This window comes from Leisingera sp. JC1 (assembly GCF_001679925.1).
Lineage (GTDB): Bacteria > Pseudomonadota > Alphaproteobacteria > Rhodobacterales > Rhodobacteraceae > Leisingera.
On the sequence record NZ_LYUZ01000057.1, the window covers coordinates 1 to 16,040 of the forward strand.

The 16,040-nt window shown below is 61.9% G+C and carries 12 protein-coding genes; 2 read left to right on the top strand and 10 right to left on the bottom strand.

Annotated elements, in window-relative coordinates; translation table 11 throughout:
* The 4 genes from A9D60_RS05685 to rpsL form a co-directional block, all read right to left on the bottom strand.
* Window positions 1-249: GTP-binding protein (locus A9D60_RS05685; RefSeq protein ID WP_254656631.1), on the bottom strand; the 249-nt coding region annotated here is incomplete at its 3' end.
* A 63-nt stretch (window positions 250-312) separates the two neighbouring features.
* Window positions 313-2,430: an elongation factor G gene (gene fusA / locus A9D60_RS05690; protein WP_065266704.1), complete on the bottom strand. Its 2,118-nt coding sequence runs from the start codon at window positions 2,428-2,430 to the stop codon at window positions 313-315.
* 18 nt (window positions 2,431-2,448) lie between these two features.
* Entirely contained in the window at window positions 2,449-2,919 is a 471-nt protein-coding gene (rpsG, locus tag A9D60_RS05695) for a 30S ribosomal protein S7 (protein ID WP_019298618.1), read from the bottom strand.
* Between the two features lie 15 nt (window positions 2,920-2,934).
* Window positions 2,935-3,306 carry a 30S ribosomal protein S12 gene (gene rpsL, locus A9D60_RS05700; protein ID WP_065266705.1) on the bottom strand — a complete coding sequence of 124 codons (372 nt, stop codon included), beginning with the start codon at window positions 3,304-3,306 and terminating at the stop codon, window positions 2,935-2,937.
* 373 nt (window positions 3,307-3,679) lie between these two features.
* Between rpsL and A9D60_RS05705 the strand changes: the two genes are divergently transcribed.
* Window positions 3,680-4,507 (top strand): putative rhamnosyl transferase, encoded by an 828-nt coding sequence (locus A9D60_RS05705; protein WP_065266706.1) that lies wholly within the window; start codon window positions 3,680-3,682, stop codon window positions 4,505-4,507.
* Here A9D60_RS05705 and A9D60_RS05710 read toward each other — a convergent pair.
* The 6 genes from A9D60_RS05710 to A9D60_RS25995 form a co-directional block, all read right to left on the bottom strand.
* Window positions 4,476-5,360, bottom strand: coding sequence for a DMT family transporter (locus A9D60_RS05710; protein WP_065266707.1), 885 nt, complete (start codon window positions 5,358-5,360; stop codon window positions 4,476-4,478). The genes A9D60_RS05705 and A9D60_RS05710 overlap by 32 nt on opposite strands.
* A gap of 133 nt (window positions 5,361-5,493) precedes the next feature.
* Window positions 5,494-9,735 carry a DNA-directed RNA polymerase subunit beta' gene (rpoC, locus tag A9D60_RS05715; protein ID WP_065266708.1) on the bottom strand — a complete coding sequence of 1,414 codons (4,242 nt, stop codon included), beginning with the start codon at window positions 9,733-9,735 and terminating at the stop codon, window positions 5,494-5,496.
* Window positions 9,736-9,788: 53 nt separating this feature from the next.
* Window positions 9,789-13,925 carry a DNA-directed RNA polymerase subunit beta gene (rpoB, locus tag A9D60_RS05720; RefSeq protein ID WP_065266709.1) on the bottom strand — a complete coding sequence of 1,379 codons (4,137 nt, stop codon included), beginning with the start codon at window positions 13,923-13,925 and terminating at the stop codon, window positions 9,789-9,791.
* Window positions 13,926-14,173: 248 nt separating this feature from the next.
* Window positions 14,174-14,548 (bottom strand): 50S ribosomal protein L7/L12, encoded by a 375-nt coding sequence (gene rplL, locus A9D60_RS05725; protein WP_058286637.1) that lies wholly within the window; start codon window positions 14,546-14,548, stop codon window positions 14,174-14,176.
* An 81-nt stretch (window positions 14,549-14,629) separates the two neighbouring features.
* Entirely contained in the window at window positions 14,630-15,148 is a 519-nt protein-coding gene (gene rplJ / locus A9D60_RS05730) for a 50S ribosomal protein L10 (RefSeq protein WP_065266710.1), read from the bottom strand.
* 345 nt (window positions 15,149-15,493) lie between these two features.
* Entirely contained in the window at window positions 15,494-15,802 is a 309-nt protein-coding gene (locus A9D60_RS25995; RefSeq protein ID WP_175392898.1) for a hypothetical protein, read from the bottom strand.
* 9 nt (window positions 15,803-15,811) lie between these two features.
* On the opposite strand from A9D60_RS25995, the gene A9D60_RS26000 reads away from it, so the two are divergent.
* Window positions 15,812-16,033 (top strand): hypothetical protein, encoded by a 222-nt coding sequence (locus A9D60_RS26000; protein ID WP_217492039.1) that lies wholly within the window; start codon window positions 15,812-15,814, stop codon window positions 16,031-16,033.
* The last annotated feature ends 7 nt before the right edge of the window (window positions 16,034-16,040 follow it).

Genomic DNA, 16,040 nt, shown 5'->3' on the forward strand with positions numbered 1-16,040 from the left:
GTAGTCGGCGTGGCCGGGGCAGTCGACGTGCGCATAGTGGCGCGCTTCGGTTTCATACTCGACGTGCGCGGTCGAGATGGTGATGCCGCGGGCTTTTTCTTCCGGTGCGCCGTCGATCTGGTCGTAGGCTTTGAAGTCACCGAAGTATTTGGTGATAGCCGCGGTCAGAGTGGTCTTGCCGTGGTCAACGTGGCCAACGGTGCCGATGTTGACGTGCGGTTTATTACGTTCAAACTTTTCCTTAGCCATGATGGCCTCCTTTTGCTTCGAGGGGGGTCCGCAACACTTGCGAACCCCCGTATTTTCTGACGCTTACGCGTATTTCGCCTGGATCTCTTCCGAGATGTTCTGCGGAACCGGATCGTAGTGATCGAACTGCATGGTGAACTGGGCGCGGCCCGAGCTCATCGAACGCAGGGTATTGATGTAGCCGAACATGTTGGCCAGCGGCACGAAGGCGTCGATGGCGATGGCGTTGCCGCGGTTCTCCTGGCCGGACACCTGGCCACGGCGGGAGGTCAGGTCGCCGATGATGCCGCCGGTGTATTCTTCCGGGGTGATCACTTCGACCTTCATCACCGGCTCGAGCAGTTTCGCGCCAGCTTTGCGCATGCCTTCGCGCATGCCCATGCGGGCGGCGATTTCAAAGGCCAGAACGCTGGAGTCCACGTCGTGGAACTTACCGTCGATCAGGGCAACCTTGAAGTCGATCACCGGGAAGCCTGCCAGCGGACCGGAGTCCATGACCGACTGGATGCCTTTTTCGACACCCGGGATGTATTCCTTCGGAACCGCACCGCCGACGATACGGGATTCGAAGGAGTAGCCTTCGCCCGGCTCTGTCGGGGAGATGATCAGTTTCACCTCGGCGAACTGGCCCGAACCACCCGACTGTTTCTTGTGGGTGTAGGAATGCTCGACCTCTTTGGAGATGGTCTCGCGGTAGGCCACCTGCGGCGCACCGATGTTCGCCTCGACCTTGAACTCGCGCTTGAGGCGGTCCACCAGGATGTCCAGGTGAAGTTCGCCCATGCCCTTCATGATGGTCTGACCGGACTCGAGGTCGGTCTCGACGCGGAAGGACGGGTCTTCGGCGGCCAGACGGGCCAGACCCTGGGACATCTTCTCCTGGTCGGCCTTGGTTTTCGGCTCAACCGCGATCTCGATCACCGGATCGGGGAAGGTCATGGTTTCCAGAACAACCGGGTCGTTGACGGCGCAGAGGGTGTCACCGGTGGTGGTGTCCTTCAGGCCTGCCAGCGCGATGATGTCGCCCGCGAACGCTTCCGTGATTTCCTCACGGTTGTTCGAGTGCATCATCATCATCCGGCCAACGCGCTCTTTCTTGCCCTTGGTCGAGTTCAGCAGGGTGTCGCCCTTGTTCATCACGCCGGAGTAGATCCGGGTGAAGGTCAGGGAGCCGACGAACGGGTCGTTCATGATTTTGAACGCGAGGCCGGCAAAGGCCATGTCGTCGTCCGCGCGGCGGGCGATGTTACGCTCTTCGTTCTCGTCGCCCGGCTTGAAGCCCATGTAGTCGACAACGTCCAGCGGGCTGGGCAGGTAGTCGATCACGGCGTTCAGCAGCGGCTGCACACCTTTGTTCTTGAACGCGGAACCGCCCAGAACCGGCACGAAGTGCAGCGCCAGGGTGCCCTTGCGCAGCAGTTTGCGCAGGGTCGGCACGTCGGGCTCTTCGCCTTCCAGGTAGGCTTCCATGGCGTCGTCGTCTTCTTCGACGGCGGCCTCGATCATCTTGCCGCGCCACTCTTCGGCCATGTCCTTGAGCTCGTCGCGGATCTCGGCGTGCACCCAGGACGCGCCCAGGTCTTCACCCTGCCACAGCCACTCTTTCATGGTGACCAGGTCGATCAGGCCTTCCAGCTCGTTCTCTGCGCCGATCGGAATGCCAACCGGAACCGCGCGGGCGCCGGTGCGGTCTTCGATCATGCGGACGCAGTTGAAGAAGTCGGCGCCGATCTTGTCCATCTTGTTGACGAACACCATGCGCGGAACCTTGTAGCGGTCAGCCTGACGCCACACGGTTTCGGTCTGGGGCTCAACACCGGCGTTTGCGTCGAGAACGCAGACGGCACCGTCGAGAACCGCCAGCGAACGCTCAACTTCGATGGTGAAGTCAACGTGGCCGGGGGTGTCGATGATGTTCAGGCGGTGCTTCGGGGTGTCAGCGGTCTTGCCGTCCTCGGTGCGTTCCCAGAAGGTGGTGGTCGCAGCCGAAGTGATGGTGATGCCGCGTTCCTGCTCCTGCTCCATCCAGTCCATGGTGGCTGCACCGTCGTGCACCTCACCGATGTTGTGGGATTTGCCGGTGTAATACAGGATGCGCTCGGAACAGGTGGTCTTACCTGCGTCGATGTGCGCCATGATACCGAAGTTACGGTACAGGTCGAGGGGATATTCGCGTGCCATAGGTCTATGTCCTCTAGCTTACCAGCGATAGTGGCTGAAGGCTTTGTTCGCCTCGGCCATCTTGTGGGTGTCTTCGCGCTTCTTGACCGCGGTGCCACGGGACTGGACGGCGTCCAGCAGCTCGCCTGCGAGGCGCTCTTCCATGGTGTTTTCGTTGCGGTTGCGGGCGGCAGCGATCAGCCAGCGGATGGCCAGCGCTTCGCGGCGCTCGGGGCGGACTTCAACCGGAACCTGGTAGGTTGCACCACCAACACGGCGGGAGCGGACCTCGACGGACGGTTTGATGTTGTCCAGCGCTTCGTGGAAGACTTCAACCGGAGCGCGCTTGATCTTGCCTTCAACGCGGTCGAACGCGTTGTAGACGATACGCTCTGCAACCGACTTCTTGCCGTCGATCATCAGGTTGTTCATGAATTTGGTCAGAACGCGGTCGCCGAACTTGGCGTCGGGCAGAACTTCGCGTTTTTCAGCGGCGTGACGACGTGACATATCAGCCTCTCCTTCTTACTTAGGACGCTTCGCGCCGTACTTCGAGCGGCGCTGCTTACGGWCTTTGACGCCCTGGGTATCCAGAACACCGCGCAGGATGTGGTAACGGACACCCGGAAGGTCTTTTACACGGCCGCCGCGGATCAGAACCACGGAGTGTTCCTGAAGGTTGTGGCTTTCACCGGGGATGTAGGAGATCACTTCGAAACCGTTGGTCAGGCGGACCTTCGCAACTTTCCGCATAGCGGAGTTCGGTTTCTTCGGAGTGGTGGTGTACACGCGGGTGCAGACGCCGCGCTTCTGCGGGCACTGCTCGAGGTGCTGGGACTTCGAAACTTTACGCTTCGGCTGACGCGGCTTGCGGATCAGCTGCTGGATCGTTGGCATTCAGGTATTCCCCGTTTAGCAACTTGTCATGCACGCCGGCGCGTGCGGGTGATTTCGCTGCACCTGTGCGTCCACAAGCGCAAAAACCGCAATCGCTCCCATTCCGAGGTGAGACGACGCGGTGTGTTTACAGAGGATCCGGGTGGTAAAAGTGCCCGGACCTTGAGCCACTGCAATTTTGAATTCGGCTGACGAAGAATACACTCCGGGTGCCGGATAGGCGCGCGTATATGGGGAGTCGCGGGGGTTGTCAACAGCAGCCGGGCGCAGCAGCCCTGATCGATGCCGTGCACGCGTCGTGCGATGGTTGCCAGCCCGCGTGCCACCCGCCATAGTTGCCGTTGCAGGCATTTGCAACAGATGGAATTTCGATATGCAGGTCATCGGGCTGTGCCGGTTTTCCTACCCGGCGCTTGGCGGGTTTCAGGTCGAGCATGACACCGTCGCGGAGCGGATCGCCTATCTCTATGCCGAGGAGCGGATGGAGGAGCGGTTCCGGCTGTTCGAAACTGTTGCCCTGCCCTCGATGCGGGCGCAGACCGACCCCGATTTCGACCTGGTTATCGTGACCGGCGACAGCCTGCCCCGGCATCACCGCGGCCGCCTGCAGGATCTGACCGCGGATATGCCGCAAGTGCGGATCGTGGCAGAGCCTCCGCGCCGCCACCGGCAGGTGATGAAGGAGATCCTGAACGCCGCCCGCCGCAACCCGGATCAGCCCTGCCTGCAGTTCCGCGCCGACGACGACGATGCGGTTGCGGCGGAGTTTGTCGAGCGGCTGCGGGAGACCGCGGCAGACTGCGCCGGGCTGCTGGAGAAGACACCCACTGCGGCCATCGACTTCAACCGGGGCTACATCGCCGAATTCGGCGCCGGGGGGATCGCGGCCTCAGAACCGGTATTAAGGCCTTATTTTACGGCGGCGCTGGGAATGTATGCGGCTGGCGGCGTGCGCAAGACGATCATGAACTTCGGCCACCACCGCATCCACCATCATATGCCGTCGATCACCATCACCGATGTGCCGATGTGGGTGCGCAGCCACAACATCTACAACGATTCCCGCCAGCGCAATGCAGGCGAGGAAAACGTTGCGCCGCTGACCCCGAAACAGGAGCGGGAGTTTGCAACGATGTTCGGCATCAAAGCCGCCCATGTGCGCGCGGCGTTCACACCCCAGCTGAGCGGCTCCTGCGGCTGATCTGCTGTTCCCGGTAAAAGGTGAAGATCCCGGCCCCGGCAACCACCGCCGCGCCCGCCAGCGTCAGCAGGTCCGGCCATTCGCCGAACACCAGCCAGCCGAGAAGCAGCGCCCACAACAGGCCGCTGTAGCGCAAAGGCGCGATCACCGCGATTTCCCCCACCCGCATGGTCATCACAGAACACAGGTAACCCGCAAAGATGAACAGCGCCGCGCCGGTCAGGATCAGCAGCTGCATGCCCGTCACCGGCTGCCACGGCACCGCAGCGGACAGGGCAATGCCGAACCCCAGCACCGACAGCGACGACGCCAGTGTCACGGTCATCGACGGCACCTCCGCCGGCATCCGCCGGGTGACCAGGTCGCGGGCGGTGATGCAGGCCACCGAGGCCAGCGCATAAAGCGCCCCCTCGCTGAAGCCCTCCGGGCCCGGCCGCACGATCAGGAGCATGCCGCAGAAACCCGCGGCGATCGCCGCCATCCGCCGCCAGCCCAGCGGCTCTTGCAGGAACAGCGCCGCGCTCAGCGTCACTGCCAGCGGCAGCACCTGCAGCACCGCGGTGACATTGGCAATCGGCATCACCATCAGCGCGGTCAGGAACAGATAGGTGGCCGACACTTCGCCCGCGCAGCGCAGGATGATCATGCCCCAGGCACGCGGCGGCAGCCGGAAGCGCAGCCCGCCCATGCGTCGGGCCAGCAGATAGATCAGGAAACTGGCAGCGATACCGCGGATGGTCAGGATCTGCGCCAGCGGCAGCGCGCCGCCGATCAGCTTTACCAGCGCATCATTGAACGTATAAGCCGCCATTGCCCCGATCATCCATAGCGCGCCTGTCTGGTTCGGTGTCATCGCCGTCCTGCCAAGATCATATCCATGCCTGCATCCTCCCTGCCCTGCAACTGATAGACCCGGACGCAGAAACGGAAAAGCCCCCGCATGTCGCCATGCGGGGGCTTCCCTGTTCTGTCTCAGACCGCCGGTCTTAGTCGCGGCTTTCCGGGGTATCGACCAGGTTGTCGAGACCTGCGTCCATCGCGTCGTCGTCCATCACCGGAGCAGCCAGGGCTGCAGCGGCTTCGGCTTCCTCGCGGCGGGCTTCCAGAACCACGTTGTCACGGCCCTGGGCGATCTGGCGCACCCGCTGGGTGGCGCCGCCGGTGCCGGCCGGGATCAGGCGGCCCACGATGACGTTCTCCTTGAGGCCGACCAGCTTATCCTTCTTGCCCTGCACCGAGGCCTCGGTGAGAACCCGGGTGGTCTCCTGGAAGGAGGCCGCCGAGATGAAGGAGCGGGTCTGCAGCGACGCCTTGGTGATGCCGAGCAGGATCGGTTCGCCCTGAGCAGGACGCTTGCCGCGGGCAAGGGCCTTCTCGTTGGCGGCGTCGAACTCCTGCTTGTCCACGTGTTCGCCTTTCAGCAGCGTGGTGTCGCCGGAGTCCGAGATCTCCCACTTCTGCAACATCTGGCGGACGATCACCTCGATGTGCTTGTCGTTGATCTTCACACCCTGCAGGCGGTAGACGTCCTGGACCTCGTCGATCATGTAGTTCGCCAGTGCCTCGACACCCATGATGGACAGGATGTCATGCGGCGCCGGGTTGCCGTCCATGATGTAGTCGCCCTTCTGGACATAATCACCTTCCTGAACCGGAATGTGCTTGCCCTTGGGCACCATGTATTCGACGGCGTCCATCGACTCGTCCGACGGCTCGATCGCGATACGGCGCTTGTTCTTGTAGTCGCGGCCGAAGCGCACGTAACCATCGATTTCGGCGATAATCGCGTGATCCTTCGGACGGCGGGCTTCGAACAGTTCCGCAACGCGCGGCAGACCACCGGTAATGTCCTTGGTCTTGGCGCCTTCACGCGGGATACGCGCGACAACGTCGCCTGCCAGGATCTGCTGGCCGTCTTCGACCGACAGGATGGCATCCACGGACATCGGGTAGGTCAGCGGGTTGCCTGCGTCGTTGCGCACCGGCTCGCCATTTGCGTCCACCAGGATGATTTCCGGCTTCAGGTCAGAGCCCTTCGGAGCCGCACGCCAGTCGATCACGATCTTCTGGGTCATGCCGGTGGCTTCATCGGTCTCGTCGCGGACAGCCAGGCCCGAGATCAGGTCGACATATTTGGCGGTACCCGGCTTCTCGGCGATGATCGGCAGGGTGTAGGGGTCCCATTCGAACAGCTTGTCGCCGCGGTTGACCATCTGGCCTTCCTTGACGAACAGCTTGGAGCCGTAGCCCAGCTTGTGGCTGGCGCGCTCTTCACCGTGCTCGTCCTGGATGATCAGCTTCATGTTGCGGCCGACAACCAGGGTCTCGCCGTTGGCGTTCTCCAGGGTGTTCGGCATCTCGAAGACGATCTTGCCGGACTGCGAGGCTTCCAGGAACGACTGCTGGCCGCCCTGGGCAACGCCGCCGATGTGGAAGGTCCGCATGGTCAGCTGGGTGCCGGGTTCACCGATCGACTGCGCCGCGATGATGCCGACAGCCTCGCCGGTGTTCACGCGGGTGCCGCGGGCCAGGTCACGGCCGTAGCACATGGCGCAGACGCCCTCTTCCGACTCACAGGTCAGCGGCGAGCGGATGCGGGTCGACTGAACGCCGGCCTCTTCCACTGCGTCGGACATGCGTTCGTCGATCAACTGGCCGGCGGCCACGATGATCTCTTCGGTGCCGGGCTTCTTGATGTCATCCGCAGCCACACGGCCCAGGATGCGCTCACCCAGCGACGCCACGACTTCACCGTCGTTCACAGCCGCTTCTGCGGTGATCGCACGCTCGGTGCCGCAATCGATCTCGCGAACGATGCAGTCCTGCGCCACGTCCACCAGACGGCGGGTCAGGTAACCCGAGTTCGCCGTCTTAAGCGCGGTATCCGACAGACCCTTACGGGCACCGTGGGTGGAGTTGAAGTACTCCAGAACGGTCAGGCCTTCTTTGAAGTTCGAGATGATCGGGGTCTCGATGATGTCGCCGTTCGGCTTGGCCATCAGGCCGCGCATGCCGCCCAGCTGCTTCATCTGAGTAACCGAGCCACGCGCACCGGAGTGGGCCATCATGTAGACCGAGTTCGGCTCCATCACAGCGCCGTTCTCGTCCCGCTTGTCAGCGGAGATGGTGCCCATCATCGCTTCGGTGACCTTGTCGTTACACTTCGACCAGGCATCGACAACCTTGTTGTACTTTTCGCCCTGAGTGATCAGGCCGTCCATGTACTGCTGTTCGAAGTCTTTCACCTGCTCGCGGGTGTCGTCGACGATGGTCCACTTGGTATCCGGGATCACCATGTCGTCCTTGCCGAACGAAATGCCGGCCTTGAACGCTTCGCGGAAGCCCATGGTCATGATCTGGTCGCAGAAGATCACAGACTCCTTCTGGCCGCAGTAGCGGTAGACGGTGTCGATGACCTGCTGAACCTCTTTCTTCCGCAGCAGGCGGTTGACCAGTTCAAACGGCGCCTTGGCGTTTTTCGGCAGCAGCGCGCCCAGACGGACACGGCCCGGGGTGGTCTCGAAACGCTGGAGAACCTCGTTGCCTTCCTCGTCGATCTGGGTGATCCGCGCGGTGATCTTGGTGTGCAGATGCACTTCGCCGGCGTCCAGCGCGTGCTGAACCTCATCGATGGTGCCAAAGATCTTGCCTTCGCCGGGCATGCCTTCGCGTTCCAGGGACACATAGTAGAGACCCAGGATCATATCCTGCGAAGGAACGATGATCGGCGCGCCGTTGGCGGGCGACAGAACGTTGTTGGTCGACATCATCAGGACGCGCGCTTCCAGCTGGGCCTCAAGGCTCAGCGGGACGTGCACAGCCATCTGGTCGCCGTCGAAGTCCGCGTTGAACGCCGAGCAGACCAGCGGGTGCAGCTGGATTGCCTTGCCTTCGATCAGCGTGGGTTCGAACGCCTGGATACCCAGACGGTGCAGCGTCGGCGCGCGGTTCAGCATCACCGGGTGCTCGCGGATCACCTCATCGAGGATATCCCACACTTCGGGGCGCTCTTTCTCGACCAGCTTCTTCGCCTGCTTCACGGTCGAGGACAGGCCCTTGGCCTCCAGACGCGAGTAGATGAAGGGCTTGAACAGCTCCAGCGCCATCTTCTTGGGCAGGCCGCACTGGTGCAGCTTCAGCTCGGGACCGGTCACAATAACCGAACGGCCGGAGAAGTCGACGCGCTTACCCAGAAGGTTCTGGCGGAAGCGGCCCTGCTTGCCTTTCAGCATGTCGGACAGCGACTTCAGCGGACGCTTGTTGGCACCGGTGATGACGCGGCCGCGGCGGCCGTTGTCGAACAGCGCGTCCACGGATTCCTGCAGCATCCGCTTTTCGTTGCGGACGATGATGTCCGGCGCGCGCAGTTCGATCAGCCGCTTCAGGCGGTTGTTCCGGTTGATCACGCGGCGGTACAGGTCGTTCAGGTCGGAGGTCGCAAAGCGGCCGCCGTCCAGCGGAACCAGCGGGCGCAGTTCCGGCGGAATGACCGGGATCACGGTCATGATCATCCATTCCGGACGGTTGCCCGATTCCAGGAAGGATTCCACGACTTTCAGACGCTTGATGATCTTCTTGGGCTTCAGTTCGCCGGTCGCTTCGGCCAGTTCGGCGCGCAGCGTTTCGGCTTCCGATTCCAGGTCGATCTGGGCCAGCATGTCACGGATCGCTTCAGCGCCGATGTTAGCGGTGAAGGCGTCCATGCCATAGGCGTCCTGGGCGTCCATGTACTCTTCTTCGGTCATCATCTGACCATAGGTCAGGTCGGTCAGACCCGGCTCGATGACAACGTAGTTTTCAAAGTACAGAACCCGTTCCAGATCGCGCAGGGTCATGTCCAGCATCAGGCCGATGCGGCTCGGCAGCGACTTCAGGAACCAGATGTGCGCAACCGGCGCGGCCAGTTCGATGTGGCCCATGCGCTCGCGGCGCACTTTCTGCAGGGTGACCTCGACGCCGCATTTCTCGCAGACGACGCCGCGGTACTTCATCCGCTTATATTTGCCGCACAGGCATTCGTAGTCTTTGATCGGGCCGAAAATCCGGGCGCAGAACAGGCCGTCGCGCTCCGGCTTGAAGGTCCGGTAGTTGATGGTCTCGGGCTTTTTGATTTCGCCGTAGGACCAAGACAGGATCCGTTCCGGGCTGGCCAGCGAGACTTTGATTTCATCAAAGACCTTCGGCGGGGTCAGCGGGTTGAACGGGTTGTTGGTGATTTCCTGGTTCATTTTGATACCTCAAATCTTGCGGAAGGGGGGAGCGGGAGAAGGGCGCGGGGCCCTTACTCCTCAACCTCCGCATCCAGGAGTTCCATATTCAGGCCGAGGCCGCGGACTTCTTTGACCAGAACGTTGAACGATTCCGGCACGCCCGCCTCGAAGTTATCCTCGCCCTTGACGATCGACTCATAGACCTTGGTCCGGCCGGCGACGTCATCCGATTTGACGGTGAGCATCTCTTGCAGGGTGTAGGCGGCGCCATAGGCTTCCAGAGCCCAGACTTCCATCTCACCGAAGCGCTGACCGCCGAACTGCGCCTTACCGCCCAGCGGCTGCTGGGTAACCAGCGAGTACGGGCCGGTGGAACGCGCGTGGATCTTGTCGTCCACCAGGTGGTGCAGCTTCAGCAGGTACTTGATGCCGACGGTCACAGGACGCGCGAACTGCTCGCCGGTGCGGCCGTCGAACAGGATCGACTGGCCGGACTGGTCAAAGCCCGCACGCACCAGGGCGTTGTTCACATCGTCTTCCTTGGCGCCGTCGAAGACCGGGGTCGCAATCGGCACACCGCGGGTCACGTTGCCTGCGGCTTCAACCAGCGTCGCCTCATCCATATTGGCGATGCCTTCGTCATAGACATCGTCGCCATAGGCGTGGTGCATCGCTTCACGGACCGGGGTCAGGTCGCCCGAGCGGCGGTATTCCTGCAGCGCGTCATCCACCTTGATGCCGAGGCCGCGTGCGGCCCAGCCCATGTGGGTCTCCAGGATCTGTCCGACGTTCATACGCGACGGCACGCCCAGCGGGTTGAGGCAGAAGTCGACCGGGGTACCATCGGCGAGGAACGGCATGTCCTCCATCGGCACCACTTTCGAGATCACACCTTTGTTGCCGTGACGGCCGGCCATCTTGTCGCCCGGCTGCAGCTTGCGCTTCACAGCGATGAAGACCTTGACCATCTTCATCACACCCGGCGGCAGGTCGTCGCCGCGGCGGACCTTCTCGACCTTGTCCTCGAAACGGGCGTCCAGGGCGCGCTTCTGTGCTTCGTACTGCTCGTTCAGGGCTTCGACGACCTGGGCGTCCTGCTCATCCTCAAGAGCAAGCATCCACCACTGGCCGCGGGACAGGCTGTCCAGCAGGTCCTGGTCGATCGGGGCACCGGCGCGCACGCCTTTCGGGCCTTTGACCGCGGTCTTGCCCAGCAGCATGCCGTGCAGGCGGGCATAGATGTTGCGGTCCAGGATCGCCAGCTCGTCGTCCCGGTCACGGGCCAGACGCTCGACTTCCTCACGCTCGATCTGCAGCGCACGCTCGTCTTTCTCCACGCCGTGGCGGTTGAAGACGCGCACCTCGACCACAGTACCGTAATCGCCCGGCTTCACGCGCAGCGAGGTGTCGCGCACGTCAGATGCTTTCTCGCCGAAGATGGCGCGCAGCAGCTTTTCTTCCGGGGTCATCGGGCTTTCGCCCTTCGGAGTGATCTTGCCGACCAGAATGTCGCCCGGCTCCACATCGGCGCCGATGTAGACGATGCCCGCCTCGTCGAGGTTGCGCAGGGCTTCCTCGCCGACGTTGGGGATGTCGCGGGTGATCTCTTCCGGCCCAAGCTTGGTGTCGCGGGCGGCGACTTCGAATTCCTCGATGTGAACCGAGGTAAATACGTCGTCACGCGCGATGCGCTCGGAGATCAGGATCGAGTCTTCGTAGTTGTAGCCGTTCCACGGCATGAACGCGACGACCACGTTTTTGCCCAGTGCCAGTTCGCCCATATCGGTCGACGGGCCGTCGGCGATGACTTCGCCCTTGGCAACGGTGTCGCCCACCTTGACCAGAGGTTTCTGGTTGATGGTGGTGTTCTGGTTGGAACGCTGGAACTTGCGCAGACGGTAGATGTCAACGCCCGCATCGCCCAGCTCCAGATCGGAGGTGACGCGGATCACGATACGCTGCGCATCGACCTGGTCGATGATGCCCGCACGCTTGGCCTGGATGGCCGCGCCGGAGTCGATCGCAACCTTTTCCTCGATGCCGGTGCCGACCAGCGGTGCCTCTGCACGCAGCAGCGGAACCGCCTGACGCTGCATGTTCGAGCCCATCAGAGCGCGGTTGGCGTCGTCGTTTTCCAGGAACGGAATCAGCGAGGCAGCTACCGAGACCAGCTGCTTGGGCGACACGTCGATCAGGTCCACGCTTTCGCGCGGCGCCAGGGTGTAATCGCCGGACTGGCGGGTCGACACCAGGTCGTTGATGAACTTGCCGTTCTCGTCCAGGGTCGCGTTCGCCTGCGCCACGGTGTGGCGCATCTCTTCGGTCGCCGACATGTAGTGCACTTCGTCGGTCACCTGGCCTTCGTTCACCACCCGGTAGGGGGTTTCGATGAAGCCGTACTTGTTGACGCGCGCAAAGGTCGCCAGCGAGTTGATCAGACCGATGTTCGGGCCTTCCGGGGTCTCAATCGGGCACATCCGGCCATAGTGGGTCGGGTGCACGTCGCGGACCTCAAAGCCGGCGCGTTCGCGGGTCAGGCCGCCCGGGCCAAGCGCCGACAGGCGGCGTTTGTGGGTGACTTCCGACAGCGGGTTGGTCTGGTCCATGAACTGCGACAGCTGCGAGGAGCCGAAGAATTCACGCACAGCGGCAGCAGCCGGTTTCGCGTTGATCAGGTCCTGCGGCATCACGGTATCGATCTCGACGGAGGACATACGCTCCTTGATCGCACGCTCCATGCGCAGAAGGCCGACGCGGTACTGGTTTTCCATCAGCTCACCGACGGAGCGCACGCGGCGGTTGCCCAGGTGGTCGATGTCGTCGACATCGCCGCGGCCGTCACGCAGGTCGACCAGCGCCTTGATGCAGGCGACGATGTCTTCCTTGCGCAGGGTGCGCTGGGTGTCCTCGGCGTCCAGCGCCAGACGCATGTTCATCTTCACGCGGCCAACGGCGCTGAGGTCGTAACGCTCGCTGTCGAAGAACAGGGTGTCGAACAGCGCGGAGGCTGCCTCGACGGTGGGCGGCTCGCCCGGGCGCATCACGCGGTAGATGTCCATCAGCGCGCTGTTGCGGTCCAGGTTCTTGTCCTGCGCCATGGTGTTGCGCATGTAGGGGCCGACGTTGACGTTGTCGATGTCCAGCACCGGAATGTCGGTGATGCCCGCGTCCAGCAGTTCCTTCAGGGAACCGCCGATCAGCTCGCCGTCCTTGTCGTACTCCAGGGTCAGCTCATCACCGGCCTCGACATAGATCGCGCCGTTGTCTTCGTTGATGATGTCCTTGGACACATATTTGCCGACGATGTGCTCAAACGGAACCAGCAGCTCGGTGATGGTGCCTTCTTCGATCATCTTCTTGACGGCGCGCGGGGTGACCTTTTTGCCGGCTTCACAGATGATCTCGCCGGTGGCAGCGTCCACCAGGTCATAGGTCGGGCGGGTGCCGCGCACGCGTTCCGGGAAGAACGGGGTGACCCAGCCGCGGGATTTCTCCAGCTTGAACTGCACGGTGTTGTAATAGGCATCCATGATGCCTTCCTGGTCCAGGCCCAGGGCGTACAGCAGGGTGGTCACCGGCAGCTTGCGGCGGCGGTCGATACGGGCAAAGACGATGTCCTTGGCGTCGAACTCGAAGTCCAGCCAGGAGCCGCGGTACGGGATGATGCGGCAGGCAAACAGCAGCTTGCCCGAGGAATGGGTCTTGCCTTTGTCGTGGTCGAAGAACACGCCCGGCGAGCGGTGCATCTGGGACACGATCACACGCTCGGTGCCGTTCACGATGAAGGTGCCGTTCGGGGTCATCAGGGGCATGTCGCCCATGAAGACGTCCTGTTCCTTGATGTCCTTCACGGACTTTGCGCCGGTGTCCTCATCGACATCGAACACGATCAGGCGCAGGGTGACCTTCAGCGGCGCGCTGTAGGTCATGTCGCGCTGCATGCACTCTTCGACGTCGTACTTCGGCTTTTCGAACGAGTACTTCACGAACTCCAGAACGGAGGTTTCGTTGAAATCCTTGATCGGGAATACCGACTGGAACACACCCTTGATGCCTTCGCCGTCCAGCGGCTCAGCTGCATCGCCGGAGCGCAGGAAAAGGTCATAAGAAGATTTCTGCACCTCGATGAGGTTCGGCATCTCCAGCACTTCGCGGATTTTGCCGTAATATTTGCGTAGACGTTTCTGGCCAAGGAACGATTGAGCCATGTCAGATGTCACCTTTCGAGTTCTCACCGGTCAAGGAAACCGCCGGGCCCCGGCTCCTTGCCCATACGAGACAGCGCGTTCGGATCAATTCATGGCCACCGTCCCGAAGGCAGCCTCCCGATCCCTTGAACTCCGCCTGAGAAAACGCCTCTCTCATGAGGCCCTTTCTAAGACAGGTTCGGCTGGGCCCGGAAAAATCCGGACCCAGCCAAATTTCCGATGCATCGGAGATGCACCAGAGGCAGTGCTTAGGCCAGCTCGACTTCGGCGCCAGCTGCTTCCAGCTTGCCTTTGATGTCTTCTGCTTCGTCCTTGGACACGCCTTCTTTGATCTTGCCGCCAGCTTCGACCAGCTCTTTGGCTTCTTTCAGGCCCAGGCCGGTGATGCCGCGGACTTCTTTGATCACGTTGATCTTGGAAGCGCCGGCGTTCTTCAGAACGACGTCGAATTCGGTCTTTTCTTCTTCAGCTGCACCGCCGGCGTCGCCGCCAGCTGCCATGACAACTGCGCCGCCAGCTGCGGGCTCGATGCCGTATTCGTCTTTCAGGATGGTTTTCAGTTCTTGTGCTTCCAGCAGGGTCAGACCCACGATGCTTTCTGCGAGTGCTTTCAGATCAGCCATTTTATCAGCTCTTTCCGTTTACAGTATTTGTGTTCCAACGTGCGGGCTTTTGCCCCACGCCGACCGTTCAGTGCCAACCGCTTACGCAGCTTCCGCCTTCTCTTCGATGGTCGAAAGGATGCTTGCGATGTTGCTTGCAGGTGCGCCAATCGCGCCGGCGATGTTCGAAGCAGGTGCGCCAATGCAGCTTGCGATCTGAGCGATGAGCTCGTCGCGGGACGGCATTTTGGACACAGTTTCGACGCCTGCGCGGTCCAGAGCGTTCTCACCCATTGCACCGCCAAGGATCTCAAACTTTTTGTTTTCCTTGGCGAAATCCTCGGCCACTTTTGCAGCGGACACGGGATCTTCGGAGTAGGTCAGAACGGTCATCCCTGTCAGCAGGTCGGCCATGCTTGCACACGGCTTACCCTCGAGGGCGATTTTGGCGAGCCTGTTCTTGGCAACACGCACGGAGCTGTTCGCGTCACGGGCACGTGCGCGCAGATCCTGCATCTCAGCAACTGTCAGACCGGCGTAGTGAGCTACCACCACGACGCCAGAGCTTTCGAAGATCTGGCCGAGTTCCTCGACCACTTTCTCTTTCTGGGCTCTATCCACAGTTCTCTCCAAGTTAGGGATGCTTGCACACCCCGGCTCATATTTGCCGGTCCAGGAAGAACCGGCGTTCAGGTCCGTTTTACGGGATGAGCCAAATCCGCCCGAGGGATTGAAAACCCCCGATCTTCTTGGTCTGTACCCGTCTCAGGAGGGAAATTAAGGCCGATCGGAGGCCACCCACCATCTTGGACGAAATGAAATAAAGCGCACGACGAATCGCACGCTTTATCTCAAGGCCGTAGTTAGCCCCATTGACGGGGATTTCCAAGGGGCAAATCCGCCTCAGCCGGCAATTTCCCGCGCGTCCAGGCGGCAGCCGGCACCTGCGGCCCCGGATGCCTGCGGTCACAGCCACAAGGGCGAGAGCGCACAGGCAGCCAGCCCCGCCAGCGCCGCAGCCAGGATCACGCGGCAGATCAGGCGGAACCCTCCGCCGCTGTTCAGCAGCTCTTCAGTCTCGATCCGCCCCGTCACCCTGCAGATATATCCCGGAACCACATCACCCGCACGGTGCGGGCACGAGTTCCGCCAGGCATGCGATGCATAGCTTTGCGAAGCGCCCTCAGCGCCATGCACCTGCAGCACCGGCTGATACTGCCGGTAGCGCTTCACATCCCCGTCACTGTCTGCCCTCTCAGCCCATTGGACACGCACTTGCGCAACATGCACAAACGCCCGTTCAGCGGTCTTCAGGAATTGCCGCCTGCCGAGCGCGGCAATGCCCAGAATGGTTCCGGCGCACAGGGCCGTAACCGACAAGAATATTGCAAGCCCAATCATCAGATCTCCACCCGCCCCTCCCAGCTGGAAGTGGTCAAAACAACATCAAAGAAAGAAGCAAAACAAAAGAAAGCCCGGCAGGATCAGATCCGCCGGGCCTCCTGACTTCAAC